The following is a 25922-nucleotide window of genomic DNA, read 5'->3' on the forward strand; positions in this document are numbered from 1 at the left end:
CGCCGATCCGGCACCGTCAGCCCCCGGTTCGGCACCATCAAGCCCCGACCCTGCTCCATCAGCCGCCGATCCGGCACCATCAGCCGCCGGTCCGGCACCGTCAGCCCCCGGTTCGGCACCATCAAGCCCCGACCCTGCTCCATCAGCCGCCGGTCCAGCACCTTCAGCCGCCGATCCGGCACCATCAGCCGCCGATCCGGCACCATCAGCCGCCGATCCGACACCGTCAGCCCCCGGTTCGGCACCATCAAGCCCCGGTCCAGCGCCATCAGCCGCCGACCGGGCACCATCAGCCGCCGATCCGGCACCATCAACACTCGGTCCGGCGGCATCAAGCCCCGATCCGGCGCCATCAGTACTCGATTCGGTGCCATCAGCGCCTGACTCAGCGCCATCAGCCCCCGCAGCCGATCCGGCGGCATCAGCCCCCGGTGCGGCCAAATCAAGCCCCGCTTGTGGACGAGAGCCCGCGGAGCCCCGGGGCGTCAGGCCGGACTGGGCGTCGCTGTGCGCCCGGCCAGACCGCTCATGGACGTCGTCCCTCGACGACACACCCGTGAAAACACCATCCGCGTCGACCCGGACCACCAACCCCACCGGCGACGCCACCGACTCGTTCAACGCCGACAACAACGAGTCCCCATCGCGGAGCGCCCGCACAGGCGCCTCCGCAGAGGAACCCCGCTCCCGCCACGCCACCGGCCGCCTCGCACCATCCAGCACCAACTCCCACGCCCCACCCTCCGGCGCGGCGCCCTGCGCCACATCCCCCAACGTCGAGAGCGACAACAGCTTCAAGCCCCGCTCCGCCCCGAGGAAGTCCGCCACGAACTCGTCCGCGGGCCGCGCGAGCAGCTCCTCCGGCGGAGCACACTGCACAAGGTGCCCGCCCTCCCGGAACACGGCTATCCGGTCCCCGAGCCGCACCGCCTCGTCGATGTCGTGCGTGACAAAGACGATAGTCTTGTTCAACTCGGTCTGGAGCCGCAGCAGTTCGTCCTGAAGCTGCGTACGCACGACCGGGTCGACGGCCCCGAACGGCTCGTCCATCAGCAGCACCGGCGGATCCGCGGCAAGCGCCCTCGCCACCCCCACCCGCTGCTGCTGACCACCGGAGAGCTGATGCGGATACCGCTTGCCCATCTCGGCGGACAGCCCGACCCGCTCCAGCAGCTCACCGGCCGCCACCCGCGCCTTCTTCCGCCCCCACCCGAGCAGCAGCGGCACCGTGGCGACGTTGTCGAGCACGGTGCGGTGCGGGAAGAGCCCCGCCTGCTGGATCACGTACCCGATGGAGCGCCGCAGCTCCGCGGCGTCCTGCTCCAGAACATCGCGCCCGCCGACCCGGATGGTGCCCGACGAGGGCTCGACCATACGGTTGATCATCCGGAGGCTCGTCGTCTTGCCGCAGCCCGACGACCCGACGAAGACGGTCACACCCCCTTCCGGCATGTCGAGCGAGAGATCGTGCACCGCTGTCGTGCCGTTCGGGAATCGCTTGTGGACCGCTTCGAACTGGATCATGGAGCGCCTCTGGAGTCCTCTTGCCCGCCCTGCATATCGTCATGCAGAGTTCTCGGTGAGTGAATAATTTGTCAATGCCTCCGCGTTAATCGTCGGTAAATCCAGAGCCGGAGACCGATACGTGAGACGCGGGCGCCCCATTTGGGGCATTTGAACATCGTTCAAAGGGGAAACAGCACATGGTGTCACAGCCGGTCGTCGTGCTCGACGGCCACGGTCTCCCGGTCGCCGACGTGGTCCGCCTCGCCCGTGCGAGCGCCCGCCCGGTCCCCGGCACCGACGCCATGAAGCGCGTGGAGGAGTCCTGGAACGCGGCGCGGGAGATCGCCGCGTGGGGCAGGGTCTACGGCCGCTCCACCGGCGTCGGCGCCAACCGCAGCGAGGACGTGCCCACCGACGCCGCCGCCGACCACGGACTGCGCCTGCTGCGCAGCCACGCCGGCGCGATCGGCGACGAGCTGCCCGAGCGCGAGGTGCGGGCGATGCTCGCGGTCCGGGCGAACCAGCTCCTGGCCGGCGGCGCGGGCCTGCGCCCCACGGTCGTCACGGCGCTCTGCGAGGCGCTGGAGGCGGGCGCGTACCCGTCGGTCAACGAGCACGGCTCGGTCGGCACCGGCGACATCGCGCCCCTGTCCCAGATGGGCCTGGCCCTCGCCGGCGAACACCCCTGGCGCGGCAAGGGCACCCCGCCCAAGCCGCAGCCCCTCGACAACAACGACGCCCTGGCCCTGATCTCCTCCAACGCCCTCACCCTCGGCCAGGCGGCCCTCGCCCTGCACGAAATGCGCGACCTGCTGGCGGCGACGGACCTGGTGGCCGCCATGAGCCTGCTCGCGGTCGACGGCTCCTACGAGGCGTACGCCCTGCCCGTGCACGAGTCCCGCCCCCACAAGGGCAGCTTCGAGGTGGCGGCCCGGATGCGCGGGATCCTCGGCGCCGACGACCACCCCACGCCCCCGCTCAGCCGGATCCAGGACCCGTACGGCTTCCGCTGCGTGCCGCAGATCCACGGCCCCGCGCAGGACGCGGCGGACGCCCTGGAGGACATCCTCACGGTGGAGATCAACGCGGCGGCGGAGAACCCCCTGATCTCGTACACGGAGATGGCGGCCTACCACCACGGCGGCTTCTACATGGCCCAACTCGCCCTCGCGCTCGACCACTTCCGCCTCGCGATCAGCCAGGTGGCCCGCCTCTCCACGTCCCGCCTCTCCACCCTCAACGAACCGAACTTCACCCGCCTTCGCCCGTTCCTCGCGGACGGCGAACCGGCCTCGTCCGGCGTGATGATCCTGGAGTACGCGGCCGGTGGCGCCCTCGCCGACCTGTGCGCCTTCTCCGCCCCCGCGTCCCTCGGCCACGCCGTGCTCTCCCGCGGCGTCGAGGAACAGGCCAGCTTCGCCTCCCTGGCGGCCCGTCAGACCCTGCGCGTGTGCGCGGCCTTCCGCCAGGTGGTGGGCTGCGAACTGGTCGCGGCGGTACGGGCGTTGCGGCTGCGCGACCTCCCTCTCGACCCGGAGCTTCCGGTGGGGCGGGCCTTCGAGCTCGCGGCGCAGGAGCTTCCGACGGAGGTGGCGGACCGGCCCCTGACCGTCGACGTGGAGCGGGCGGCGACCCTGCTGGGACGGTTCGTCGAGGAGTGACGCGCAGGGGGCCGGTCCGCATCGGACGGAAGGGCTGGCGCCCCGGCCCCCGCACTGAATAGAGTCATGCACGAAACGTGACCGTTGAATGGACCGGCGGAGACATGAGCGAGCGCACGGACAGCACACGGAGCGGGACGGACAGCGACGCGGGCGCGCACAGCCCCTCCGCCCGCCTCCAGAGCCTTTTCGAGGGGCACCGCCTCACCCCCACCCAGCGCCGCATCGCGCACTGCATGGTGCGGCGCGCGGCCGAGGTGCCGTTCCTGTCGTCCGTGGAGCTGGCCGACCTCGCGGGCGTGAGCCAGCCCTCCGTGACCCGGTTCGCGGTGGCGCTCGGCTTCGACGGCTACCCGGCGCTGCGCAAGCACCTGCGCGAGACGGCGCCCTCCGAACCGGCCACCACCACCAAGGCCAACGAGTACCAGCAGGCCGTGGAAGCCGAGATCGCCAACCTCCGGCACCTCGCCGAACTGCTCGCCGACCCGGAACCGGTCGAGCGGGCCGGCCGGATCCTCGCCGCCTCACCGACGCTGCTCGTCCTGGGGCTGCGCGCGGCCGCGTCCCAGGCGTTCGGCTTCGCGTACTTCGCCGCGAAGGTCCACCCCGACGTACGTCTCCTCGACGAGGGCGGCACCATGCTCGCCGACCGCATCGACGCGGCCGTCCGCGCGGGCGCCACGACCTTGCTCTGCTTCGCGCTCCCCCGCCATCCGCGCGAGGTCGTCGACACCCTCGCGTACGCGAAGGAGGCCGGCCTGACGGTCGTCACGGTCGCCGACTCCGCCTTCGCCCCGGTCGCCCGCCACTCGGACCTGCTGCTGCCCGCCGCGGTCGGCACGGGCCTCGCCTTCGACACGGCGTGCTCGCCGATGCTGCTGGGCCGGGTGCTTCTGGAGGCGATGTGCGACGAGCTGCCGCAGGCACAGGCACGTCTTGAGGAGTTCGACGTACGGGCGGCGGAGCGCGGCCTGTTCATGGAGTGAGTCGCGCGGGGACCGCCGCACCCCCGTGAACGGGGGGCGGGACGACGGCGGTCCCCGCGAAGGGCGTGCACACCGGTCAGGCCGGATGCGCGCCCAGGGCGTCCGTGGAGGTCCGGGAGCCGCTCCGGAGTTCCTGACGCCACTGACCAATGTGCCGGACCCGTGTTAAGCCGGTGCTGCGCGCACGTGTCGCGCTCGTACCGTTTTCGCGAACCCGGGAAAGCGATCCGCGAAGCGGACTACTTCGCGCCGCCCTTGGCCAGGAACGACAGCAGGTCCTGACGGCTCACCACACCCGTCGGCTTCCCCTCGACCAGCACGATCGCCGCGTCGGCCGCGCCGAGCACGTTCATCAGGTCCGCCACCGGCTCCCCGGAGCCGACCTGCGGAAGCGGCGCCGACATGTGCTTCTCCAACGGGTCGTGCAGGGAGGCCCGTTGGGTGAACAGCGCGTCGAGCAGCTCGCGCTCGACCACGGACCCGATGACCTCGGCGGCCATCACGTCCGGGTGCCCGGCGCCCGGTTTCACGATCGGCATCTGCGAGACCCCGTACTCGCGCAGCACCTCGATGGCCTCACCGACCGTCTCCTCCGGGTGCATATGGACGAGCGAGGGCAGCGCGCCGCCCTCCTTGTCCTTCAGCACGTCGCCGACGCGCGCGCTGGGCCCGGAGTCCTCCAGGAAGCCGTAGTCCGCCATCCAGTCGTCGTTGAAGATCTTCGAGAGGTATCCGCGCCCGCTGTCCGGCAGCAGCACGACCACGATGTCGTCGGGACCGAGCCCCTCCGCGACCCGCAGCGCCGCCACCACGGCCATCCCGCAGGAGCCGCCCACGAGGAGCCCCTCCTCCTTGGCCAGTCGCCGCGTCATCTGGAACGAGTCCTTGTCGGACACCGCGACGATCCCGTCGGCGACCTCCCGGTCGTAGGCCGTCGGCCAGAAGTCCTCACCGACGCCCTCGACGAGGTACGGGCGCCCGGAGCCACCGGAGTACACCGAGCCCTCGGGGTCGGCGCCGATGACCTTGACCCGGCCCTCGCTCGCGTCCTTCAGATAGCGCCCGGTCCCGGAGATGGTGCCGCCGGTGCCGACGCCCGTGACGAAGTGGGTGATCCGGCCGTCCGTCTGCTCCCACAGCTCGGGCCCCGTGGAGTGGTAGTGCGACTCGGGGTTGTGCGGGTTGCTGTACTGGTCCGGCTTCCACGCGCCGGGCGTCTCACGGACGAGGCGGTCCGAGACGTTGTAGTACGAGTCCGGGTGCTCGGGGTCCACCGCCGTCGGGCAGACCACCACCTCGGCGCCGTACGCGCGCAGCACATTGATCTTGTCCGTGGAGACCTTGTCCGGGCAGACGAAGACGCACTTGTAGCCCTTCTGCTGGGCCACCATGGCGAGGCCGACACCGGTGTTGCCGCTGGTCGGCTCGACGATGGTGCCGCCGGGCTCCAGCTCCCCGCTCCGCTCCGCCGCCTCGATCATGCGCAGCGCGATGCGGTCCTTCACGCTGCCGCCGGGATTGAAGTACTCGACCTTGGCCAGGACGGTCGCCCGCAGCCCTTCGGTCACCTTGTTGAGCCTCACCAGCGGGGTGTTGCCGACGAGGTCGATCATCGATTCGTGGATGCGCACCGTGGTCTCCGGGTTCTCCTCCGTAATGGTGCCGCAAGGGTAAGGCGCACACGCTGGACCATGTCGCTTCATCCGGCGTTGCGATTGGCCGACAGGGATAACGGGGCAAGGAGTCCTTGTAGTCGTAAAAGAGTCGCAGAGGCAGGTGGCCGCGGAACATGTCGAGCAGGGCGAGGGTGGCACGGCGGATCGCAGCGGGCGCGGCGTACGGCGGCGGCGGGATCGGGCTGCTGGGCGCGGCAACGATCGGGCTGTTGCTGGCCGAGGTGCACATCGCGCGACGCCAGGTCGGTAATCACGGTCCGGAGCCGGTGCACGTGCCGGCCGCGGACGGCGTGTACGGCCGGCGGATGTACGGCCCCCACGACGGCGAACCGCTGCGCTTCCTGGTGCTGGGCGACTCGACGGCCGCGGGGCAGGGCGTGCACCGGGCGGGGCAGACGCCGGGTGCGCTGCTCGCTTCCGGGCTCGCGGCGGTGGCGGAGCGGACGGTGGAGCTGCGCAATGTGGCGCTGCCGGGCGCGCGCTCCGACGACCTGGACCGTCAGGTGCCGCTCGGTCTCGCGGATCCCGGCTGGCGGCCCGACGTCTGCGTGATCATGATCGGCGCGAACGATGTCACGCACCGCATGCCCGCGACGGAGTCCGTACGACACCTGTCGGCGGCGGTACGGCGGCTGCGCACGGCGGGCGCCGAGGTGGTGGTCGGCACCTGTCCCGATCTGGGGTCGGTGGAGCCGGTCCAGCAGCCGCTGCGGTGGCTGGCCCGCCGCGCCTCGCGGCAGCTCGCGGCGGCGCAGACGATCGGGACGGTGGAGCAGGGCGGGCGGACGGTCTCGCTCGGTGACCTTCTCGGCCCCGAGTTCTCGGCGAACCCCCGCGAGATGTTCGGCCCGGACAACTACCACCCGTCCATGGAGGGGTACGCGACCGCAGCGATGGCGGTGCTCCCCACGCTGTGCGCCTCCCTGGGCCTGTGGCCGGAGGAGGAGCGCCCCGACGCCTCCCGCGCCGAGGGCTTCCTCCCGGTCGCCCGCGCGGCGGCGCAGGCCGCCCAGGAGGGCGGCACGGAAGTCGCTGCCGCTATGCCGACCGGTCCCCGGGGGCCGTGGGCATTGCTGAAACGGCGCCGGCGCCGGCGGGTGTCCAGCGAGGACCCGGTCCCGGCTCATTCAAGCCCCTCCGGCGATTGAGGCGCGGGGTATGGGGCAGAGCCCCAAGCCCAGCCCCGGCTACCCGGCGACCGCTCCCGGGGCTCCGCCCCGGACCCCGCGCCTCAAACGCCGGCGGGGCTGGATCTATCAAGCCCCTGCGGCGATTGAGCAGCGGGGTCCGAGGCAGAGCCCCGAGGCCGCAACCCCGTGGAGCCCTGAGCAAGCGCTTAGTAAAATGCGGTACGGGTCACACACCTCACCCGGTGACCCGAGCCGTACGTACGGGTAACTTCCCTCACGGTCAGCCGTATCGAACTCTGGAGCCGCGTGATGCCCGAAGCAGTGATCGTCTCAGCCGCCCGTTCCCCCATCGGCCGCGCCTTCAAGGGGTCGCTCAAGGACCTCCGCCCGGACGACCTGACCGCCACGATCATCCAGGCCGCCCTCGCCAAGGTCCCCGAGCTCGACCCCCGCGAGATCGACGACCTGATGCTCGGCTGCGGCCTCCCCGGCGGCGAGCAGGGCAACAACCTCGGCCGCATCGTCTCCGTGCAGATGGGCATGGACCACCTCCCGGGCTGCACCGTCACCCGGTACTGCTCCAGCTCGCTCCAGACGACCCGCATGGCGCTGCACGCCATCAAGGCCGGCGAGGGCGACGTCTTCATCTCGGCCGGCGTCGAGATGGTGTCCCGCTTCGCGAAGGGGAACTCGGACTCCCTGCCCGACACCCGCAACCCGTTCTTCGCCGAGGCCGAGGCCCGCACCGCCGAGGTCGCCACGCAGGAGAACACCTCCTGGCACGACCCGCGCGAGGACGGCCTGGTCCCGGACGCGTACATCGCGATGGGCCAGACCGCCGAGAACCTGGCCCGCGTCAAGGGCATCACCCGCGCCGAGATGGACGCCTTCGGCGTGCGCTCGCAGAACCGCGCCGAGGAAGCCATCAAGAACGGCTTCTGGGAGCGCGAGATCACCCCGGTGACGACCCCCGACGGCACGGTCGTGGCCAAGGACGACGGCCCGCGCGCCGGCGTCACGCTGGAGGGCGTCTCGGGCCTCAAGCCCGTCTTCCGCCCCGACGGCCTCGCCACGGCCGCCAACTGCTGCCCGCTGAACGACGGCGCCGCCGCCCTCGTGGTCATGTCGGACACCAAGGCGCGCGAGCTGGGCCTGACCCCGCTCGCCCGCGTGGTGTCGACGGGCGTCTCCGGCCTCTCCCCCGAGATCATGGGCCTCGGCCCGGTCGAGGCCAGCAAGCAGGCCCTGAAGCGGGCCGGCCTCGGCATCGGCGACATCGACCTGGCCGAGATCAACGAGGCGTTCGCCGCGCAGGTCATCCCGTCCGCCCGCGAGCTGGGCATCGACGAGGACAAGCTGAACGTGAACGGTGGCGCCATCGCCGTCGGCCACCCCTTCGGCATGACCGGCGCCCGGATCACCGGCACGCTGATCAACTCGCTCCAGTTCCACGACAAGCAGTTCGGCCTGGAGACCATGTGCGTCGGCGGTGGCCAGGGCATGGCGATGGTCATCGAGCGCCTGAGCTGACCCGGGCCGGACCGAAGCGGTCTACCCGTTCGTGATCCGATCTCCCCCAGGATGTGACGTACATCTCGGGGGAGATTGATTTTCGCAGGTCAGCCCCGTTCCCACCCCATGCAGGGGCTAAACACCCGGACAAAAGACCTGTCCATTTCGTGACGTAATGCACTGACAGCTGGTTCGTCCAGGCTTCAAGCTGATGTAGGAAGTCGGGGGTCGACTTGAAACCGGGAGTACGTCAGTGAGCGCCATGCCCGCAGCCATAAGTGTCCTTGTGCTCGCCACGGCCGCTGCCACGGCCGTCGGAGCCGCCACCCTGCAGCACGTCAGGGGCCTGCGCCGACAGGTGTCGGAGCTCCGCGACGAGCTGGTCAGGGACCGCGCCGTCCAGGCGCTCCCCGCGGTTCCCGCGGCACGCACCACGCCGGACGCCGAGGAGATACGCAACGCCGTCGCCGACGCCCTCGCCGAGGAGCGGGAGCGCGAGCTGGCGGAGGCGCGGGCGTTCTGGGCCGCCCAGGAGGCGCGGGACAGCTCGGAGCTGCCGCCGTTCCTGGCCGGCGGCGCGCTCGGCGACGACATGTTCCTGCCGCGTCAGGCGGACCTCACGGGCCTGGAGCCCTTCGGGGAGCCCTCGCTCGAGCCGGAGGACGAGTTCGCCGGCACGGCCGCCCTCGACGAGGTCCTGGAGGAGTCGCCCGAGCTGGCCGCCGCCCGCCGCAGGCACCCCTCGCACCCCGACTTCGTTCCGGTCCAGTCGCCAGTCGTGGGCGACCACGAGCGCACGGTGCAGTGTCTTGAGGAGCTGGCGCAGACCCGCACCGCCCTCGCCGACGTCCGGCCGGGCCCGCTCGGCACGCTCGACGTGTACGTGTTCGCCGACGGCACGACGCTCTGCATGACCCCCGGCCACCGGGAGACGGCGGAGCAGCTGGCGTCCGCGCTGCGCTCCGGCGAGACCCCGGTGCTGCTCGGCGGCTCGGGCGTCTCCGGCGCGTATGCGCTGACCTTCGAGTGCGCCCGGAACAACGTCTACATACTGGCGGACCGGGTCATAGCCTCAGCCTGAACCGTGGTCGCGCCCCCGGGGCTCCGCCCCGGACCCCGCGCCTCAAACGCCGGCGGGGCTTAAATGTTGGCTCGCTTCATTGCGAGTTCGACCTGTTCCACGGCCGCCGACAGGTCCCCCACGTCCCGGAGGGAGACCGCCAAGTCCCGGCCCGCGACCGTCACTTGGTCCGCCGCGGCGAACATCCCCGCATCGGGCATCTCCCGTACCGACGCGTCGGGCGCGTCCAACTTCTGGGACCGCCCCGAAAGCTCCCTGGCCAGCGCCAGCGCCTCCGCGGCAGCACCCCGCTGCAATCTGCTCTGCGGCGCGGCCCGGAGCCGGTCGGCGAACTGATCCACTGCTGCGGTCAAAGGCGTCGTATCAAGCACGCGCCGACTGTAGCTGTTTACAAGGCCCCAACGCTCAGGCACGGTGGCGTGAAGGACCGGCCACATCGAAGCGTTCCGGAGGCGCCGATGTCCCAAGTCTTCTCCGAGGAGACCCACCGCAATCTGCTGGCTCGCATCCCCCACTGCACCGGTCGTGAACTCGGCGACTGGATGCGCACCGTTGAAGAAGGCCCCTGCTTCCTTCGCTTCGAAGAGAAGGTCAGTTGGCTGCGTGGCGAGCACGATCTCGGGTACGGCCACGCGAAAGCGATCATCCACGAATACGACCTGAGGCGCGCCGCACGGCGATTCCGTTAGAGCCCACAACCCTCACCTCACGGCAAGGGGCCCGCGTACCGGAAGGTACGCGGGCCCCTGACCGTCGGGCGGCTGTTACACCTAGTCGTTGCCCTGCAGGATCGCGATGAGCCGCAGGAACTCCATGTAGATCCAGACCAGCGTCATGGTCAGGCCGAACGCGGCGAGCCACGCCTCTTCCTTCGGGGCGCCGTACGCGATGCCGTCCTCGACCTGCTTGAAGTCCAGGGCCAGGAAGCAGGCACCGAGCAGGATGCCGAGGATGCCGAACACGATGCCGAGGCCACCGCTGCGGAAGCCGAGGCCGTCACCGCCGCCGAAGACGGCGAACAGCAGGTTGATGCCCATCAGCAGGACGAATCCGAGCGCCGCGGCCATGACGAAGCCGTAGAAGCGACGGTTGACGCGGATCCAGCCCGCCTTGTACGCGATGAGGACACCGGCGAACACGGCCATCGTGCCGAGCACGGCCTGCATGGCCGCGCCGTCTGCGATGCGGTTGTCGACGACGCTGGAGATCACGCCGAGGAAGACGCCCTCAAGGGCGGCGTACGCCAGGATCAGCGGCGGGGACGCCTTGCGCTTGAAGGCCTGGACGAAGCCCAGGACCATCGCGACGAGGCCCGCGCCGACGGCGATGCCGATGGACTTGCCGATGTTCGCGTCGTCGACCGGCAGCAGCGCCCAGGCGAGCGCCGCGGTGACGATCAGCAGACCGAGCGTCGTGCCGGTCCGCATGATGACGTCGTCGATCGTCATGCGGCCGGTGGTGGTGGGCGCCTGCGGAGCCCCGTACTGGACGTCCTGCTGCGCGTAGGGGTTCTGCGCGTACGGGTTGCCGGCGGGGGCCTGGGCGTAAGGATTACCTTGCGCCGTGCCGACAGCGGGGCCCCCGGCCTGCGGCTGCTGCGCGTTCGCGTTGAACTGCGCGTAGCCGTTGTCGCGGCTGAACCCCCGTCGCGAGAAGACCGGGTTGCTGCTCCTCATTTCACTCCTCCATAGCCACCCTGTATGGCCTTGCCATCAAGAGTAATGGTCTGGCAAAGATCCGACCCTAGTGCTCAGGGAGGATCTTTCCCATCCTGTTACGAGGAACGTCCCGTGCACCCTGTGTGTTCCGCCTTCCGGGCCCTCATACGGGGAATCCGGTGTACGCCTCGGCGAGATCCGTCTCGGCCGCCTTCGACGTGGTCACGCGGTCCAGCTGGGCCAGCTGGATCTTGTCGTCGAAGGCCGTGGCGTCGGGGGCGCGGTGCAGCATGGTCGTCATCGCGTACGAGAAGCGCTCCGCCTGCCAGACGCGGCGCAGGCAGGTCTCGGAGTAGGTGTCGAGCGCTTCCGTGTCGCCCTTCTCCAGGTACGTGACGAGGGCGCGGGCGAAGGTGATGACGTCGCCGACGGCGAGGTTGAGGCCCTTGGCGCCGGTCGGCGGGACGATGTGCGCCGCGTCCCCGGCGAGGAAGAGGCGGCCGTGCCGCATCGGCTCGTGGACGTACGACCGCATGGGTGTGACGGACTTCGACGTGATGGGTCCGCGGGCGAGGCGCCAGGTCGGGTCGTCGACCTCCAGGCGGCGGTCGAGCTCGGCCCAGATCTCGTCGTCGGACCAGGACTCGGCGTCGGTGCCGGCCGGAACCTGGAGGTACGCGCGCGTGACGTGCGGTGAGCGCATGGACATCAGGGCGAAGCCGCGGTCGGAGCGGTTGTAGATCAGCTCGTCGTGGGAGGGCGCCACGTCGGCGAGGATGCCGAGCCAGGCGTACGGGTAGGTGCGCTCGTACGTCCGGGTGAGCTCCTCGGGGACCGCCTTGCGGGCCACGCCCCAGAAGCCGTCGCAGCCGACCACGTAGTCGCAGTCGAGGGTCTGCTCGCGGCCCTCGTGGCGGAAGCGGACGCGGGGGCTGTCGGTGTCGGCGCCCTCGACCGCCAGCGCCTCCGCCTCGAACAACAGGGGTCCGCCGTCGGCCAGTTGGGCCGCGATGAGGTCCTTGCAGACCTCGGTCTGCGCGTACACCATGACCTGCTTGCCGCCGGTCAGGGCGGGGAAGTCGACGCGGTGGCGGCGACGGTCGAAGCGCAGCTCGATGCCGTCGTGCGGCAGGCCCTCGCGGTCCATGCGCGCGCCGACGCCGGCCTCGCGCAGCACGTCCACGGTGCCCTGCTCCAGGATCCCGGCGCGCTGACGCTGCTCCACGTAGGCGCGATCGCGGCTCTCCAGGACGACCGATTCGATGCCGGCGTTGTGCAGGAGCCTGGCCAGGAGCAGCCCGGCGGGGCCCGCTCCGATGATGCCGACGGTGGTGCGCATACGGGATCCCTCTCGCGTCATTGCGGTTGTTCGCCTGGTGAACTTTCGTTCATAAAGTTCTGTGCGGATCCTCGCCCCGCGCGGGGCGGCTGTCAATGGTCACGAGACCCCCGGGCCGGCCGGGCCGCACGGGGGCTGAACGAATGCCGAACGAATTGCGGGCGCAGGCGCGCCAACACCCCTGGGATCAAAGGAGGTTGGGGGCCGCGACGCGGGCGGAGGGGAAGGGTCGGAGGTGCCCGGAACCGGACTTGAACCGGTACGCCCGTTAAGGGCAGCGAGGTTTAAGCTCGCCGTGTCTGCATTCCACCATCCGGGCAGACTGTGGGGCTCCGCATCGACGTTCCGAGCCTATCCGGCGGCGTCCCCCGATCAGCGGAAGTACATCCCCACGTTGTCTTATTTTATTGGCGTTTTATTGGCGCCTGAGGGTGCATCAGCACACGCCGGGGCCCGTCAACACCTGCCCGGAGCCCTGCGGCCGCCAGGCACGGGTCTCCCACGGAATGACGGGATTTCACCGCCTCGGCCCGCGCATCCCGATCCGGCACCTCTCAGGGGCCGGGGTCATCCCCAGGTATGACCCCGGCTCCCCCCGGTCCCTCCGAAGTCGCCCCCCGGAACGAGAGCTGCGGCTGACCTTCCCGGCCCGATCCGCTGCGACGATGGAAGTGTCCCCGTAAGCACCTGACCGACAGGAGCACCCTCCCGTGACCACCACCCCGCTCGCGGGCCGCCCCACCACCACGGCGGCCGCCCGCGCCACGGATCTGTCCAAGATCTACGGACAGGGCGAGACCCGGGTGGTCGCGCTCGACCAGGTCTCCGTCGAGTTCCGGCAGGCCGAGTTCACCGCGATCATGGGGCCGTCCGGCTCCGGCAAGTCGACGCTGATGCACTGCGTCGCGGGCCTCGACACGTTCTCCTCCGGGTCCGTCCGGATCGGCGAGACCGAGCTGGGCTCCCTGAAGGACAAGCAGCTCACCAAGCTCCGCCGCGACAAGATCGGCTTCATCTTCCAGGCGTTCAACCTGCTGCCGACGCTGACCGGCCTGGAGAACATCACGCTCCCCATGGACATCGCGGGCCGCAAGCCCGACAAGCAGTGGCTGGAGAACGTGATCCAGATGGTGGGCCTCTCCGAGCGCCTCGGACACCGGCCCGCGCAGCTCTCCGGCGGGCAGCAGCAGCGCGTGGCGGTGGCCCGCGCACTCGCCTCCAAGCCCGAGATCATCTTCGGTGACGAGCCCACCGGAAACCTCGACTCGCGCTCCGGGGCGGAGGTCCTGGGCTTCCTGCGCAACTCCGTGCGGGAGCTGGGGCAGACCGTGGTCATGGTCACCCACGACCCCGTCGCGGCGGCGTACGCGGACCGGGTGGTGTTCCTGGCGGACGGCCGGATCGTGGACGACATGAGCGATCCCTCGGCGGACTCGGTCCTGGACCGGATGAAGCGGTTCGACTCGAAGGGCCGGACGACCTGACCAGCCACGAGAGCTGACGGCCCCCGCTTGAATCCACTGACCCAGGACTGAGTAGACCCATGTTCCGAACCGCGCTGCGCAACGTGCTCGCGCACAAGGCGCGCCTCCTGATGACCGTGCTCGCCGTCATGCTCGGCGTCGCCTTCGTCAGCGGCACCCTCGTCTTCACCAACACCATCTCCGGCGCCATGGAGAAGTCCTCCGCCAAGGGCTTCAGCCACGTGGACGTGGCCGTCACCGCCCAGCGCGCCGAGGACAAGGGCAACACCGTCGGCAAGGAGACCGAGCTCTCCGACGCCACCCTCAAGGCCGCTCAGGACACCCAGGGCGCCGGCTCCGCGTACGGCGTCGTCAGCGGTTACACCGCCGTCGCCGACCAGGACGGCAAGCTCGTCGGCAACGGCTTCTCCACCAAGGGCGCCAACTACTGGGGCTCCGCGGACAAGGCAGCCGGGCCCGACTCCCGGTACCCGCTGAAGAAGGGCACCGCCCCGCACGGCGCGGACCAGGTCGCCCTCGACGCGAAGACCGCCGAGCGCGCCGGCTACAAGGTCGGCGACCAGGTACGCATGTCCGTCGACGGCCCCGTGCTGACCCCGACGCTCACCGGCATCTTCAGCACCGACGACGGCAACGTCGCGGCGGGCGGCTCGCTCGCCCTCTTCGACACCCCGACCGCGCAGCAGCTCTTCCACAAGCCGGGCGCGTACGACGAGATCGATGTGACGGCCGCGGCCGGGACCAGCCAGGACCAGCTGAAGTCCGCGCTGGACAAGACGCTGCCCACCGGCCAGACCGAGACCACCACCGCGCAGCAGCTCGCGGACGACCAGGCCGAGCAGATCTCGTCGTCGATGAGCTCCATGAAGACGATGCTGCTCGTCTTCGCGGGCATCGCGCTCTTCGTCGGCATCTTCATCATCGCCAACACCTTCACGATGCTGGTCGCCCAGCGCACCAAGGAACTCGCGCTGATGCGGGCCGTCGGCGCCTCCCGGCGTCAGGTCACCCGCTCCGTGCTCCTGGAGGCCTTCGTCGTCGGCGCGGTCGCCGCCGTGGCCGGTCTCGCCGCAGGCATCGGCATCGGCGCGGGCATGCGGGCGCTCATGGGCACGACCGGCGCGATCATGCCGGAAGGGCCGCTCGTGGTCTCCGGCGGGACGGTCGTCTCCGCGCTCGTCGTCGGCATCCTGATCACGATGCTGGCCGCCTGGCTGCCGGGCCGCCGCGCCGCGAAGATCCCGCCGGTCGCCGCGATGAACGCGGTGCACGCCGCGCCCAGCGCCAAGTCCCTGGTGCTGCGCAACACGCTGGGCGCCCTGGTCTCCGCCGCCGGCGTCGCGGCCGTGCTCTACGCGACGACCCTCAGCGGCGACAGCGGCCAGGCCCCGATGGGGCTCGGCGCGGCCCTCCTGGTCATCGGCGTCTTCATCCTCACGCCGCTGCTCTCCCGCCCGCTGATCGCGCTCGCGGCCCCGGTCCTGCGCGCCTTCGGCATCTCCGGCAAGCTGGCCCGCCTCAACTCGGTGCGCAACCCGCGCCGCACCGCCGCCACCGCGTCGGCCCTGATGATCGGCCTGACCCTGATCACCGGCCTCACGGTGATCGCGGGCAGCGTGCAGTCGGCGATCAACAAGATGGCTGCGGACTCGATCAAGGCGGACTACGTCGTCGCCATGGCGAACGGGAACCAGCTCTCCCCCGACGTCGTGAAGACCCTGGACAAGACGCCCGGCGTCACGGCCGTCAGCGGCCTCACCAACTCGCCCGCGCGCATCGACGGCGGCACCGAGTACCTGACCGGCGTCAACGGGAAGACGATCACGCAGCTCGCCGAACTCCCGCTGGACAGCGGCACGTTCACTGTCGGCGGCGGCCAGGTCGTCGTCGACGACAAGACCGCGAAGGAGCACGACTGGACCACGGGCTCGACCTTCACCACGCACTACGAGGACGGCAAGCGGCAGAAGCTGGCCGTCGCGGGCGTCTACGAGGCCAACGAGATGATGCGCGGCATCATGATCGACAGCCCGACCCTCGCCCCGCACCTCAGCGCCGACTCCGGTGACATGCAGGTCATGCTGAAGACGTCCGGCGGCGCGTCCGACGCCACCAAGGACAAGATCACGAAGGCGCTCGGCGAGAACCCGGCGATCCAGGTCCAGGACAAGCAGGACATCTCCAACCAGGTCGCCCAGGTCTTCACGCTGATGCTGAACATGCTCTACGGCCTGCTCGCCATGGCGGTGATCGTCGCCGTGCTCGGCGTCATCAACACCCTGGCGATGTCGGTCTTCGAGCGTCAGCAGGAGATCGGCATGCTCCGCGCGATCGGCATCGACCGCAAGGGCATCAAGCGGATGGTCCGCCTGGAGTCCCTGGTGATCTCCCTGTTCGGCGGCGTGCTCGGCATCGGCCTCGGCGTGTTCTTCGGCTGGGCGGCAGGTCAGCTCATCGGCAACTCCATGGCGACGTACGAACTGATCCTGCCCTGGGGCCGGATGGGCCTCTTCCTCGCGCTCGCCGCGGTCGTCGGCATCCTGGCGGCCCTGTGGCCGGCCCGCCGCGCGGCCCGCCTCAACATGCTCGACGCGATCAAGTCTGAGTAGCGGTACGGGGGTTACGACATCGGGGCGCATCCGCGGTTCGCGGATGCGCCCCGATGCGCGTACGGGACTTTCGAAACACGCCCTAGCTGACGACGTCCCAGGTGCGCGCACGCAGCGGCATCCCGGATGTCCCGCTCTCCGGTGTCTTCACCGCGAGGATCTGGTTGACCCCGATGCGGTTGCGCTCGAAGCTCAGCGCGGACGCCGCCATGTAGAGCCGCCAGACCCGGGCCCGGCCAGGACTGACCAGCTTCAGGGCCTCGGACCAGCGCGCCTCCAGGTTCCTGACCCACTGGCGCAGCGTGAGCGCGTAGTGCTCGCGGATCGCCTCGACGTCCCGCACCTCGAAACCGGCCCGCTCCAGCTGTCCGGTGGTGGAGCCGACCGGCGCGAGCTCCCCGTCCGGGAAGACGTACGCGTCGATGAACTCGTCGACCTCGTACGCCGACTCGTCCCGCTGCGGCCGCCGCGCGATCTGGTGGTTGAGCAGCCGCCCGCCGGGCTTGAGAAGGGCGTACAGATCGGACGCGTACTCCAGGTACCGCTCGGCACCCACGTGCTCCGCCATGCCGATGGACGAGATCGCGTCGTACGGGCCGTCGCGCACGTCGCGGTAGTCCTGGACGCGGATCTCGACGCGGTCGGTCAGACCCTCGTCGGCGACCCGCTTCCTGGCGAACGCGGCCTGCTCCTGGGAGAGCGTGACACCGACGACCTCCACACCGTGCTCACGCGCGGCGTGGATCGCCATGGAGCCCCAGCCGCAGCCCACGTCGAGCAGCCGCATGCCGGGCTTCAGGGCCAGCTTGCGGGAGATCAGCTCCAGCTTGTCGCGCTGCGCCGATTCCAGACCGGCCTCCGGCGACTCCCAGTAGGCGCACGAGTAGACCATCGACGGGCCGAGGACCAGCTCGTAGAAGTCGTTGCCCACGTCGTAGTGGTGGCTGATGGCCTGCTTGTCGCTGCCCTTGGTGTGCAGGTGGAGACGGCCACCCCTGCGCATTTCCTCGGGCGGCGGCGCGGGCGGCAGCGGGGTGCCGGCGAGCTTCACCAGCTCCTTGGCCGCGGAGCGCACATCGGGGTCCTTGAGGGCCTGCGCGAGGCTCCTGGGCTCCTCGCCCTCCCCGTCGGGGTCCCGCTCCCAGATGAGGCCCGCAACCCGGTCGAGGGCCTCGTACAGGTCCCCTTCCACGTCCAGTTCCCCGGCGACCCAGGCCCGCGCGAGCCCCAGCTCCCCCGGTTTCCAGACCAGTCGGCGCAGAGCGCGACGGTGGCGCACGATGAGCACGGGGGCGTCCGGTGGACCTGCCTCCGAGCCGTCCCAGGCACGCAAGCGCACCGGGAGTTCGGCGCCGAACAACTGCTCGGCGAGATTCTTCAGCCGCTGTGCGGCGTCCTGCATGGCGCACACCTCCGTGACAGGGGGAAAATCCCGGAACGGTCCAACAGCAGGTAAACACCGACAGGCCGCCTGCGCAGTCCCATTACCGAGTCACGGATCGGCAAAATACTTGTAGCCACCACACACCTTGGTGCGCAAACACCGAAGGGGCCGCCCGCACCACGGATGGCGAGCGACCCCTTCGGGATGAACTAAACGCAGGTCAGGAGGCCTTGGCCTTCTCCTCGACCTTCTTCGTCGTGTTGTCGTCGGCCTTCGGCGCCTCGGCCGCGGGCTTCGGCGCCGGCTTGGCGGCCTCGTAGAACTCCTCGCGCGGAGTCTCCAGGGCGCCGAGCGCGGTGATGTCGCGCTTCTGGAACATGTTGATCGTCCACTCGGCGATCACACGGATCTTGCGGTTGTACGTCGGCATGGCGAGCCCGTGGTAGCCACGGTGCATGTACCAGGCGAGGCGACCCTTGAGCTTGATCTTCATCTTGCCCATGACGATCATCGCGACGCCCTTGTGGAGGCCGAGACCGGCCACCGCACCCTTGTTGGCGTGCTTGTACTCGCCCTGCGGGAAGCCCCGCATGCCCGAGACCACGTTGTCGCCGAGGACCTTGGCCTGGCGCATCGCGTGCTGGGCGTTCGGCGGGCACCAGGCGTTCGGGTTGCCGTTGGCACGGCCGACCAGGTCCGGAACCTGGGCGTTGTCGCCCGCGGCCCAGATGTAGTCGCTGCCGGCGACCTGGAGGGTGGCCTGCGTGTCCACGTGACCACGCGGGCCGAGCGGCAGACCGAAGCGGGCGAGGGCCGGGTTCGGCTTGACGCCCGCGGTCCACACGATCGTGTTGGAGTCGACCTCAAGACCGTTGCTCAGGACGACGTGGCCGTCGACGCAGGACGGCATCGTGGTGGAGAGGTAGACCTCGATCCCGCGGGACTCCAGGTGCTTGCGGCCGTAGACGCCGAGCTCCGGGCCCACCTCGGGCAGCACCTTGTCGGCGGCGTCGACGAGCACGAAGCGCATGTCCTCACGCTTCACGTTCTTGTAGAACTTGGCCGCGTCGCGCGCCAGGTCCTCGACCTCACCGATGGTCTCGGCGCCCGCGAAGCCACCGCCGACGAAGACGAAGGTGAGCGCCTTGCGGCGGATCTCCTCGTCCGTCGTCGACTCGGCCTTGTCGAGCTGCTCGAGGACGTGGTTGCGCAGGCCGACGGCCTCCTCGACACCCTTCATACCGATACCGGCCTCGGCGAGGCCCGGCGTCGGGAAGGTGCGGGAGACCGCGCCGAGCGCGATCACCAGGTAGTCGAAGGGAACCTCGTACGCCTCGCCGACGATCGGCGCGACGGAGGCGACCTTGCGGTCCTGGTCGATGGAGGTGACGCGGCCGGTGAGAATCTCGGCGCCCGGCACAGCGCGTCGCATGGGGACGACGACGTTGCGCGGCGAGATGCTGCCGGCGGCGGTCTCGGGGAGGAAGGGCTGGTACGTCATGTACGAGCGCGGGTCCACGACCGTGACGGTCGCTTCCGCGTAACGCATCTTCTTCAGGATGCGTCGCGCCGCGTACAGGCCTACGTACCCACCCCCGACAATGAGGATCCTGGGACGCTCCGTGGTGCTCATGCCATCGAGTATCCACCCGTCTGGCGGGGGTCGCTCGTGCGCCCCTTCACAAGCTAGTAGGGGGGCTCTGCTACACTGCGCCGCCCACGTGACCCATGTCATGACACTCCAGGGGAACCACGACACCGTCCCAGACGTTGCTCACCCCCCTTGAGCAGCCATAGTGAGCATCTGGCCGTACTGGACCACTCCGGTCCGCAATCGGCTCGCAACACTGCGGCAACCTCACGCGCGACGCCCGCGAGGCCCCCGGCGAGCCCCCTAATGGGCCCGAGAGCGCGTAACAGCGTCCAAGTGGGCCGATTTCCTTGTGAAGAAGTTCACGAACTTTCCCGACAGCATGTCGTGGCGGGGTACCAGAAGCGCCCCGCGAGGCGCTCAGACGCTGCGCGGGGCGCTCAGGAGAGGCGCGAATCGCCGCGAAATCAGGCGACGGACCAGGCGATCCCGTCGAGGATGTCGTGCTCGCTCACGACCACCTCGCGCGCTCCGATCCACTCCATGATCAGACGCAGCACGAGCGCGCCCGAGGCGATGACATCGACCCGGCCGGGGTGGATGACCGGCTTCAGCGCGCGCTGGTCGTGCGTGGACTCCAGCAGCCAGTCGGTGAGCTCGGCGACCTTGTCGAAGGAGATCCGGGAGTGGTGGATCGCCGTCGAGTCGTACTCGCTCAGCCCCAGGGCGAGCGCGGCCACCGTCGTGACCGAACCCGCGAGACCCACCAGCGTGCGCGCCGAGGTCAGCGGCACCGTCTGGGTGACCAGGTCCAGGGCCTCGCCGATGTCCTGGCGGATCGCCTCGATCTGCGCCGGCGACGGCGGGTCGGTGACCGCACCGTCCTCGGCGACGAGGTGCCGCTCCGTCATCCGTACGCAGCCGATGTCCACGGAACGCGCGGCCCGCACGGTGTCGTCGCCGACGACGAACTCCGTGGACCCGCCGCCGATGTCCACGACCAGGTACGGCTTGTCCAGGTCGGCCCGCCCGGTGAGTTCCTTCGTCGCACCCGTGAAGGAGAACGTCGCCTCCTGGTCACCGGTGATGACCTCGGGCTCGACACCCAGGATGTCGAGGACACCGCTCACGAAGTCCGCGCGGTTCTCGGCGTCACGGGACGCCGACGTCGCCACGAAGCGGAGCTTCTCGGCGCCGTGCTCCTTGATGACCTCGGCGTACTCACGGCACGCCGCGAACGTCCGCTCCAGGGCCTCCGGCGCGAGCCGGCCCGTCTTGTCGACCCCCTGGCCGAGCCGCACGATCGTCATCCGGCGGTCCAGATCGACGAGTTCACCGGTTTCCGGATTCGCGTCCGCGACGAGCAGCCGGATCGAGTTCGTACCGCAGTCGATGGCGGCGACGCGCGTCACTCGGCCACCTCCGAGGCGGGCTCGGTGGACGCCCCCACACACGCGCCCTTCCGCCACCACTCCGGCAGCATCGCGATCGCCTCGTCGCCCAGCGGGTTCACACCGGGACCCGCGGCCAGCGAGTGGCCGACCAGGACGTGCAGGCACTTCACCCGGTCGGGCATGCCACCGGCGCTCGGGAAGTTCTCCAGGACCTCGATGGCGTCGCGCCGCGCGATGTAGTCCTCGTGGGCAGCGCGGTACTGACGGGCCAGCTCCGGGTCCGTCTTGAGGCGCTCCGTCATCTCCTTCATGACGCCGTTCGCCTCGAGCGTGCCGATCGCCGACGCCGCCCGCGGGCACGTCAGGTAGTACGTCGTCGGGAACGGCGTGCCGTCCTCCAGGCGCGGCGCCGTCTCCACGACATCCGGATTGCCGCAGGGGCAGCGGTGCGCGATGGCACGCAGGCCGCGCGGCGGGCGCCCCAGCTGCTCCTTGAACGCCTGGATGTCGGCATCCGTGGGCGCGGTGGGCTCGGTCTGCGGCGGGGGAGTTTCCATCGCTCGGGTGTTTCCTTCAGTGATGTGTCAGTTGTTCGCCTGGTCGGCCTTGTCGACGCCGTCCCAGACGTTGGAGTACCAGGGGCGGTCCTCCGCGCCCTGCTCGGCGCGCTCGGACGCGGCGGTGCGCTCGTCCGGCACCACGTAGCCGGTCTCGCCCGGCATCACCATGTGCAGGCGCTCCCGGATCCGCTGCTCGGCGAACGCGTCGTCCTGCCAGCGGGCCTTCTGGTCACGCAGCTTGTCGACCCGCTCCTTGGCCTCCTGCTGCTGGCGCCGCAGGTCCTCGATCTCGCCGCGCTGCGAGACGTACTGCCTTATCGGGTACGCGAGCGCGACCACGAGGGTGCACAGAACGAGGGCGAGCAGGGCCGCGCGGCCCGTGAGACGTGAGCGGCGGGCCTGCCGCTTGCTCTGCGAGCGATAGACGCGCTCGGCGGTCTGCTCACCCAGAACGCGCAGGCGGGTGGCCGTCGAGAAACGATCTCTGGAGTCCCTGTCCCGAACCTTTCCGGGCATCGCCTGCTACCGCCTCCCCGCTCACGTACGTACGTCCCCGCACACGGTACGGGACCGAGTGCGGGGACGTACGGAACTGCTGCCTCAGTGAGGCTCAGCCCTTGAAACGCGGGAACGCGGAGCGACCGGCGTAGACCGCCGCGTCGTCCAGGATCTCCTCGATGCGCAGGAGCTGGTTGTACTTGGCGACGCGCTCGGAGCGGGCCGGGGCGCCGGTCTTGATCTGGCCGCAGTTCGTGGCGACGGCCAGGTCGGCGATGGTGACGTCCTCGGTCTCGCCGGAGCGGTGGGACATCATGCACTTGAACCCGTTGCGCTGCGCGAGCTCGACGGCGTCCAGGGTCTCGGTCAGCGAACCGATCTGGTTCACCTTCACGAGCAGGGCGTTCGCCGAGTTCTCCTCGATGCCGCGGGCCAGGCGCTCCGGGTTGGTGACGAAGAGGTCGTCACCGACGAGCTGGACCTTGTCGCCCAGCTTCTCGGTGATGACGTTCCAGCCGGCCCAGTCGTCCTCGTACAGCGGGTCCTCGATGGAGACGAGCGGGTACGCGGAGACGAGCTCCTCGTAGTACTCCGTCATCTCGGCGGCGGAGCGCTCCTTGCCCTCGAACTGGTACTTGCCGTCCTTGTAGAACTCGGAGGCGGCGACGTCGAGCGCGAGAGCGATCTGCTGGCCGGGGACGTAACCGGCTTCCTTGATGGCCTCGAGGATCAGGTCGAGGGCCTCACGGTTCGAGCCCAGGTTCGGGGCGAAGCCGCCCTCGTCGCCCAGGCCGGTGGCCAGGCCCTTGCTCTTCAGGACCTTCTTCAGCGTGTGGTAGACCTCGGCGCCCCAGCGCAGGGCCTCGGAGAAGGACTCCGCGCCGATCGGCGCGATCATGAACTCCTGGATGTCGACGTTGGAGTCCGCGTGGGACCCACCGTTCAGGATGTTCATCATCGGGACCGGCAGCAGGTGCGCGTTCGGACCACCGAGGTAGCGGAACAGCGGCAGGTCGGAGGCCTCGGAGGCGGCGTGGGCGACGGCGAGGGAGACGCCGAGGATGGCGTTGGCGCCGAGCGAGCCCTTGTTGTCGGTGGCGTCCAGGTCGAACATCGCCTGGTCGATCAGGCGCTGCTCGGTGGCGTCGTAACCGACGAGCTCCGGGCCGATCTGCTCGATGACGGCGAGGACGGCCTTCTCGACACCCTTGCCGAGGTAACGGTTGGGGTCACCGTCACGGAGTTCGATGGCCTCGAAGGCACCGGTGGAGGCACCCGACGGGACGGCCGCGCGGCCGGTGCTCCCGTCGTCGAGGCCGACCTCGACCTCGACCGTGGGGTTGCCTCGGGAGTCCAGGATTTCCCGGGCTACGACGACGTCGATGGACGGCACGAGCATCTCCTTCTGGGATGTGACGCAGGCTATGCGGGCAACTGCTTGGAACGTGGCCCCGCACCCCTGAGCGTAACCGGCTCGCGGGCATCGGCCATCCGAACGCCCGCCTCGTGGACAACGCCCTGAGCGAAATGTTCCTTAACGGAACAAAAACAGCGACCTCCGTCCCGGATGTGCGGGACGAAGGTCGCGGAAGTGAGCGGCCCGTGGGGACGGGGGGCGGCGGGGGCTCGACGTCCGCCGATGCCGAGCCCGCGCCTGATGGCCTGGGAGGGCCTGAGGTCCTGTGCGGACCTGACGCTTAGCTGAGGTGCAGCTGCTGACCCGGGTAGATCAGGTTGGCGTCCTTGACGATGTCCTTGTTCTTCTCGAACAGCTGCTGCCAGGTCGTGTCGTGCGCCTCGGCGATCTTGCTGAGGGTGTCACCGGACTCGACCTTGTACTCGCCGTCACCCTTCTCGACCTTGTTACCGGTCGGGGTGGTGACGGTGTCCTGCTTCGGGGCCTCCTGCTTGGGAGCCTCCTGCTTCGGGGCCTCCTGCTTGGGGGCCTCCTGCTGCTGCGGCTGCTCACGCTGCTCGGAGCGGTCCGCACGCTGCTGGGTGTCCTGCTGCGAGGACGAGTCGTCCGCGGCACCCTCGTTCGGGGTGGAGGACAGGCTCGAGCCGCAGTTCGGCCAGGCGCCGGCGCCCTGCGAGGCGAGAACCTTCTCGCCGACGGCTATCTGCTCGGCCTTGGAGGCCTGGTCGGCGGTGGACGCGTACTGGTCGCCGCCGTGGGCGGACCACGTGGAGGCCGAGAACTGCAGGCCACCGTAGAAACCGTTGCCGGTGTTGGTGGACCAGTTGCCACCGGCCTCGCACTGCGCGACCTGGTCCCACTCGGACGTGGTGGCCGCGGAAGCGGAAGTGGCACCCATCAGCGGCACGGCGACGGCAGCAGCGGCGACGCCGCCGAGCGTGGCGACGCGAACGGCCTTGGACGGGCGGCGGTGCTTGTTCTTGCCGGAAAACAGCATGGAGACATCTCCTCACCGACGCCTGCGAGGTGAGCTGTCGGGTTCGGGCCAGTGAGTGCCCGGCAGACGCATCCTTGTGCGCTGCTTAACCCCAAGCCCGTCCGGTCTCCCGGAAGGGCGGCTTACCTGGGTCCCCCGCTCCTGCCTACGGCGCTGACGCGTCGACTGTTCCCGTACGGACGTTGGCAGGATTCGGCGTGACGTCCATCGGGGCCCGCTGAAGCGAGCGGTCACGAACGTAAGCGGTCGATCCGCCCGATTTCAAAGTTGATCAGGGGCTTTGAGACCCATGTCTCACTCACCCGACACCGGACAAAGCCCCCTGAACCGCCCCGAACCCTCGCTACCTTTTGTCCGTTCCGTCCCCAAGATCCAGGCTCTGACCAGGAAGGATGAGGTCTGGGTCGGTACCGACCGTCTCCTTGTTCCGCTCGTAGAGCGCGCCCCATCCGCCGTGCACGTCCTGAGCCTTCGCGATGTCCCAGAGGTTGTCGCCGGCGTGCACCTCGTACGCGTCGCCGGCGCGCTTGTCGTCGCGTGAGGCGTGACGCCCGTCTCCCGTACGGGAGTCGGAACCGTCGTCGTCATCGGCGGCGCGATCGCCGCGGTGGCGGCCGGACGTGGCGTCGTCCGACGCCTCGTCGGAGGGCGAGGCGGACGGCGGGGCGGACGGCGGGGCCGTCTCGGGGGCGGCGTCGTCAGAAGGCGCGTGGGACTTGTCACTTGAAGGGGTCGAGGAGTCCTCGGCCTTGTTACCGGAGGTATCGCCCGACGAGTCCGCCGAGGGGGCGTCCGACGGGTCGGAGCTCTCGGAGTCGTCGTGACTCTTGTCTCCCGAATCGGTCGGGTCGGTTGAATCGGCCGAATCCGTGGAGCCCGCCTTATCGGCGTCCTCGTCCGACTTGTTGTCGGTATCGGTGTCGGACGACGCGGACGACTCCGCCGACTCCGACGGCTGCGGCGACGCGGACACGCCCGGGTCGACGTCCGCCGAGTCGTCGCCGTTGGTGAGGCCCGACGTGAGCGAGCACATCGGCCAGGCGCTCACACCCTTGTCGTCAAGAACCTTCTCGGCGACGGATATCTGCTGCGAGCGGCTGGCCTGGTCGGCACGCGGGGCGTAGTCGAGCCCCCCGTACTGCTCCCATCTCTCCTGCGTGAACTGGAGACCGCCGTAGTAGCCGTTACCGGCGTCCAGACTCCACTGCCCACCGCTCTCGCACTCGGCGAGCTTGTCCCACGCCTGCGTGGTCGCGGCGCTCGCGCCGCTCGCGGCGAACAGCGGGATCGCGATGGCGCTGCCGGCGACTCCGGCGGCGACGACGAGAGCAGGGGCCTGACGGGGGCGTCGGTGTCGACCGTTCCCGGAGAGCATGCGGTTGCCTTTCGCGAGACTGATGCTGCTACGCGCGACGGGTGGTGCAAGTGGTGCGGGTTGT

Annotated in this window: 20 protein-coding genes, 1 tRNA gene, 1 pseudogene and 1 riboswitch; of the genes and pseudogenes, 8 read left to right on the forward strand and 14 right to left on the reverse strand. The window is 69.9% G+C overall.

Translation table 11 applies throughout. The features are described 5' to 3' along the window. Nucleotides 1-495: 495 nt before the first annotated feature. Nucleotides 496-1524 (reverse strand): annotated as a pseudogene (locus tag ACFYWS_RS30275) (ABC transporter ATP-binding protein); the annotation flags it as partial. 179 nt (nt 1525-1703) lie between these two features. Between ACFYWS_RS30275 and ACFYWS_RS30280 the strand changes: the two are divergent. Beyond that, a complete protein-coding gene (locus ACFYWS_RS30280; protein WP_389281706.1) occupies nt 1704-3167 on the forward strand; it encodes an aromatic amino acid ammonia-lyase in 1464 nt (487 codons plus the stop codon). Between the two features lie 104 nt (nt 3168-3271). Beyond that, nucleotides 3272-4153: a MurR/RpiR family transcriptional regulator gene (locus ACFYWS_RS30285; protein WP_389281708.1), complete on the forward strand. Its 882-nt coding sequence runs from the start codon at nt 3272-3274 to the stop codon at nt 4151-4153. A gap of 239 nt (nt 4154-4392) precedes the next feature. On the opposite strand, the gene ACFYWS_RS30290 is transcribed toward ACFYWS_RS30285, so the two are convergent. Next, nucleotides 4393-5784 carry a cystathionine beta-synthase gene (locus ACFYWS_RS30290; RefSeq protein WP_389281709.1) on the reverse strand — a complete coding sequence of 464 codons (1392 nt, stop codon included), beginning with the start codon at nt 5782-5784 and terminating at the stop codon, nt 4393-4395. 158 nt (nt 5785-5942) lie between these two features. Between ACFYWS_RS30290 and ACFYWS_RS30295 the strand changes: the two genes are divergently transcribed. The 3 genes from ACFYWS_RS30295 (at nt 5943) to ACFYWS_RS30305 (ending at nt 9552) form a co-directional block, all read left to right on the forward strand. Then, nucleotides 5943-6977 (forward strand): SGNH/GDSL hydrolase family protein, encoded by a 1035-nt coding sequence (locus ACFYWS_RS30295; RefSeq protein WP_389281711.1) that lies wholly within the window; start codon nt 5943-5945, stop codon nt 6975-6977. A 291-nt stretch (nt 6978-7268) separates the two neighbouring features. Continuing rightward, nucleotides 7269-8489: an acetyl-CoA C-acetyltransferase gene (locus tag ACFYWS_RS30300; RefSeq protein ID WP_389281713.1), complete on the forward strand. Its 1221-nt coding sequence runs from the start codon at nt 7269-7271 to the stop codon at nt 8487-8489. A gap of 244 nt (nt 8490-8733) precedes the next feature. Then, nucleotides 8734-9552 (forward strand): hypothetical protein, encoded by an 819-nt coding sequence (locus tag ACFYWS_RS30305; protein ID WP_389281715.1) that lies wholly within the window; start codon nt 8734-8736, stop codon nt 9550-9552. Between the two features lie 59 nt (nt 9553-9611). On the opposite strand, the gene ACFYWS_RS30310 is transcribed toward ACFYWS_RS30305, so the two are convergent. Continuing rightward, entirely contained in the window at nt 9612-9923 is a 312-nt protein-coding gene (locus tag ACFYWS_RS30310; protein WP_389281716.1) for a hypothetical protein, read from the reverse strand. An 87-nt stretch (nt 9924-10010) separates the two neighbouring features. Here ACFYWS_RS30310 and ACFYWS_RS30315 point away from each other — a divergent pair, with 87 nt between their 5' ends. Further along, complete coding sequence (locus ACFYWS_RS30315; RefSeq protein ID WP_389281718.1) at nt 10011-10241, forward strand: DUF4287 domain-containing protein; 231 nt, start codon at nt 10011-10013, stop codon at nt 10239-10241. Nucleotides 10242-10322: 81 nt separating this feature from the next. Here ACFYWS_RS30315 and ACFYWS_RS30320 read toward each other — a convergent pair whose 3' ends face one another. The 3 genes from ACFYWS_RS30320 to ACFYWS_RS30330 form a co-directional block, all read right to left on the reverse strand. Next, nucleotides 10323-11228: a Bax inhibitor-1/YccA family protein gene (locus ACFYWS_RS30320; protein WP_389281719.1), complete on the reverse strand. Its 906-nt coding sequence runs from the start codon at nt 11226-11228 to the stop codon at nt 10323-10325. 145 nt (nt 11229-11373) lie between these two features. Continuing rightward, a complete protein-coding gene (locus ACFYWS_RS30325; RefSeq protein ID WP_389281721.1) occupies nt 11374-12549 on the reverse strand; it encodes a 4-hydroxybenzoate 3-monooxygenase in 1176 nt (391 codons plus the stop codon). A 236-nt stretch (nt 12550-12785) separates the two neighbouring features. Further along, nucleotides 12786-12868 (reverse strand) — tRNA-Leu (locus ACFYWS_RS30330). Nucleotides 12869-13259: 391 nt separating this feature from the next. Here ACFYWS_RS30330 and ACFYWS_RS30335 point away from each other — a divergent pair. Next, nucleotides 13260-14033 (forward strand): ABC transporter ATP-binding protein, encoded by a 774-nt coding sequence (locus ACFYWS_RS30335; RefSeq protein ID WP_389281723.1) that lies wholly within the window; start codon nt 13260-13262, stop codon nt 14031-14033. A gap of 59 nt (nt 14034-14092) precedes the next feature. Next, nucleotides 14093-16642 (forward strand): ABC transporter permease, encoded by a 2550-nt coding sequence (locus ACFYWS_RS30340; RefSeq protein ID WP_389281725.1) that lies wholly within the window; start codon nt 14093-14095, stop codon nt 16640-16642. An 82-nt stretch (nt 16643-16724) separates the two neighbouring features. On the opposite strand, the gene ACFYWS_RS30345 is transcribed toward ACFYWS_RS30340, so the two are convergent. The 8 genes from ACFYWS_RS30345 to ACFYWS_RS30380 form a co-directional block, all read right to left on the reverse strand. Next, the gene (locus ACFYWS_RS30345; protein WP_389281726.1) at nt 16725-18044 is read right to left on the reverse strand and encodes a class I SAM-dependent methyltransferase; all 1320 of its coding nucleotides are present in this window, start codon (nt 18042-18044) and stop codon (nt 16725-16727) included. A 202-nt stretch (nt 18045-18246) separates the two neighbouring features. Further along, nucleotides 18247-19659, reverse strand: coding sequence for an NAD(P)/FAD-dependent oxidoreductase (locus tag ACFYWS_RS30350; RefSeq protein ID WP_389281728.1), 1413 nt, complete (start codon nt 19657-19659; stop codon nt 18247-18249). Nucleotides 19660-20084: 425 nt separating this feature from the next. Beyond that, nucleotides 20085-21029, reverse strand: coding sequence for an exopolyphosphatase (locus ACFYWS_RS30355; protein ID WP_389281730.1), 945 nt, complete (start codon nt 21027-21029; stop codon nt 20085-20087). Continuing rightward, the gene (locus ACFYWS_RS30360; RefSeq protein ID WP_389281732.1) at nt 21026-21568 is read right to left on the reverse strand and encodes a DUF501 domain-containing protein; all 543 of its coding nucleotides are present in this window, start codon (nt 21566-21568) and stop codon (nt 21026-21028) included. Before ACFYWS_RS30360 ends, ACFYWS_RS30355 begins: the two co-directional genes overlap by 4 nt. Nucleotides 21569-21595: 27 nt before the next feature. Then, nucleotides 21596-22087 carry a septum formation initiator family protein gene (locus ACFYWS_RS30365; protein ID WP_389281734.1) on the reverse strand — a complete coding sequence of 164 codons (492 nt, stop codon included), beginning with the start codon at nt 22085-22087 and terminating at the stop codon, nt 21596-21598. A 94-nt stretch (nt 22088-22181) separates the two neighbouring features. Further along, nucleotides 22182-23462, reverse strand: coding sequence for a phosphopyruvate hydratase (eno, locus tag ACFYWS_RS30370; protein ID WP_385769806.1), 1281 nt, complete (start codon nt 23460-23462; stop codon nt 22182-22184). 304 nt (nt 23463-23766) lie between these two features. Continuing rightward, nucleotides 23767-24483, reverse strand: a complete 717-nt coding sequence (locus ACFYWS_RS30375) for a transglycosylase family protein (RefSeq protein WP_389281736.1) — start codon at nt 24481-24483, stop codon at nt 23767-23769. Between the two features lie 4 nt (nt 24484-24487). Next, nucleotides 24488-24691: riboswitch (cyclic di-AMP (ydaO/yuaA leader) on the reverse strand. 135 nt (nt 24692-24826) lie between these two features. Continuing rightward, nucleotides 24827-25858, reverse strand: coding sequence for a transglycosylase family protein (locus tag ACFYWS_RS30380; RefSeq protein WP_389281738.1), 1032 nt, complete (start codon nt 25856-25858; stop codon nt 24827-24829). Nucleotides 25859-25922 lie beyond the last annotated feature (64 nt).

Source organism: Streptomyces sp. NPDC002795, assembly GCF_042888725.1.
Taxonomy (GTDB): domain Bacteria; phylum Actinomycetota; class Actinomycetes; order Streptomycetales; family Streptomycetaceae; genus Streptomyces.

Coding starts and splice junctions, on each gene's coding strand:
- ACFYWS_RS30280 (WP_389281706.1), top strand. CDS start 1,704: ATGGTGTCACAGCCGGTCGTCGTGCTCGACGGCCACGGTCTCCCGGTC.
- ACFYWS_RS30285 (WP_389281708.1), top strand. CDS start 3,272: ATGAGCGAGCGCACGGACAGCACACGGAGCGGGACGGACAGCGACGCG.
- ACFYWS_RS30295 (WP_389281711.1), top strand. CDS start 5,943: ATGTCGAGCAGGGCGAGGGTGGCACGGCGGATCGCAGCGGGCGCGGCG.
- ACFYWS_RS30300 (WP_389281713.1), top strand. CDS start 7,269: ATGCCCGAAGCAGTGATCGTCTCAGCCGCCCGTTCCCCCATCGGCCGC.
- ACFYWS_RS30305 (WP_389281715.1), top strand. CDS start 8,734: ATGCCCGCAGCCATAAGTGTCCTTGTGCTCGCCACGGCCGCTGCCACG.
- ACFYWS_RS30315 (WP_389281718.1), top strand. CDS start 10,011: ATGTCCCAAGTCTTCTCCGAGGAGACCCACCGCAATCTGCTGGCTCGC.
- ACFYWS_RS30320 (WP_389281719.1), bottom strand. CDS start 11,228: ATGAGGAGCAGCAACCCGGTCTTCTCGCGACGGGGGTTCAGCCGCGAC.
- ACFYWS_RS30325 (WP_389281721.1), bottom strand. CDS start 12,549: ATGCGCACCACCGTCGGCATCATCGGAGCGGGCCCCGCCGGGCTGCTC.
- ACFYWS_RS30340 (WP_389281725.1), top strand. CDS start 14,093: ATGTTCCGAACCGCGCTGCGCAACGTGCTCGCGCACAAGGCGCGCCTC.
- ACFYWS_RS30345 (WP_389281726.1), bottom strand. CDS start 18,044: ATGCAGGACGCCGCACAGCGGCTGAAGAATCTCGCCGAGCAGTTGTTC.
- ACFYWS_RS30350 (WP_389281728.1), bottom strand. CDS start 19,659: ATGAGCACCACGGAGCGTCCCAGGATCCTCATTGTCGGGGGTGGGTAC.
- ACFYWS_RS30360 (WP_389281732.1), bottom strand. CDS start 21,568: ATGGAAACTCCCCCGCCGCAGACCGAGCCCACCGCGCCCACGGATGCC.
- ACFYWS_RS30365 (WP_389281734.1), bottom strand. CDS start 22,087: ATGCCCGGAAAGGTTCGGGACAGGGACTCCAGAGATCGTTTCTCGACG.
- ACFYWS_RS30375 (WP_389281736.1), bottom strand. CDS start 24,483: ATGCTGTTTTCCGGCAAGAACAAGCACCGCCGCCCGTCCAAGGCCGTT.
- ACFYWS_RS30380 (WP_389281738.1), bottom strand. CDS start 25,858: ATGCTCTCCGGGAACGGTCGACACCGACGCCCCCGTCAGGCCCCTGCT.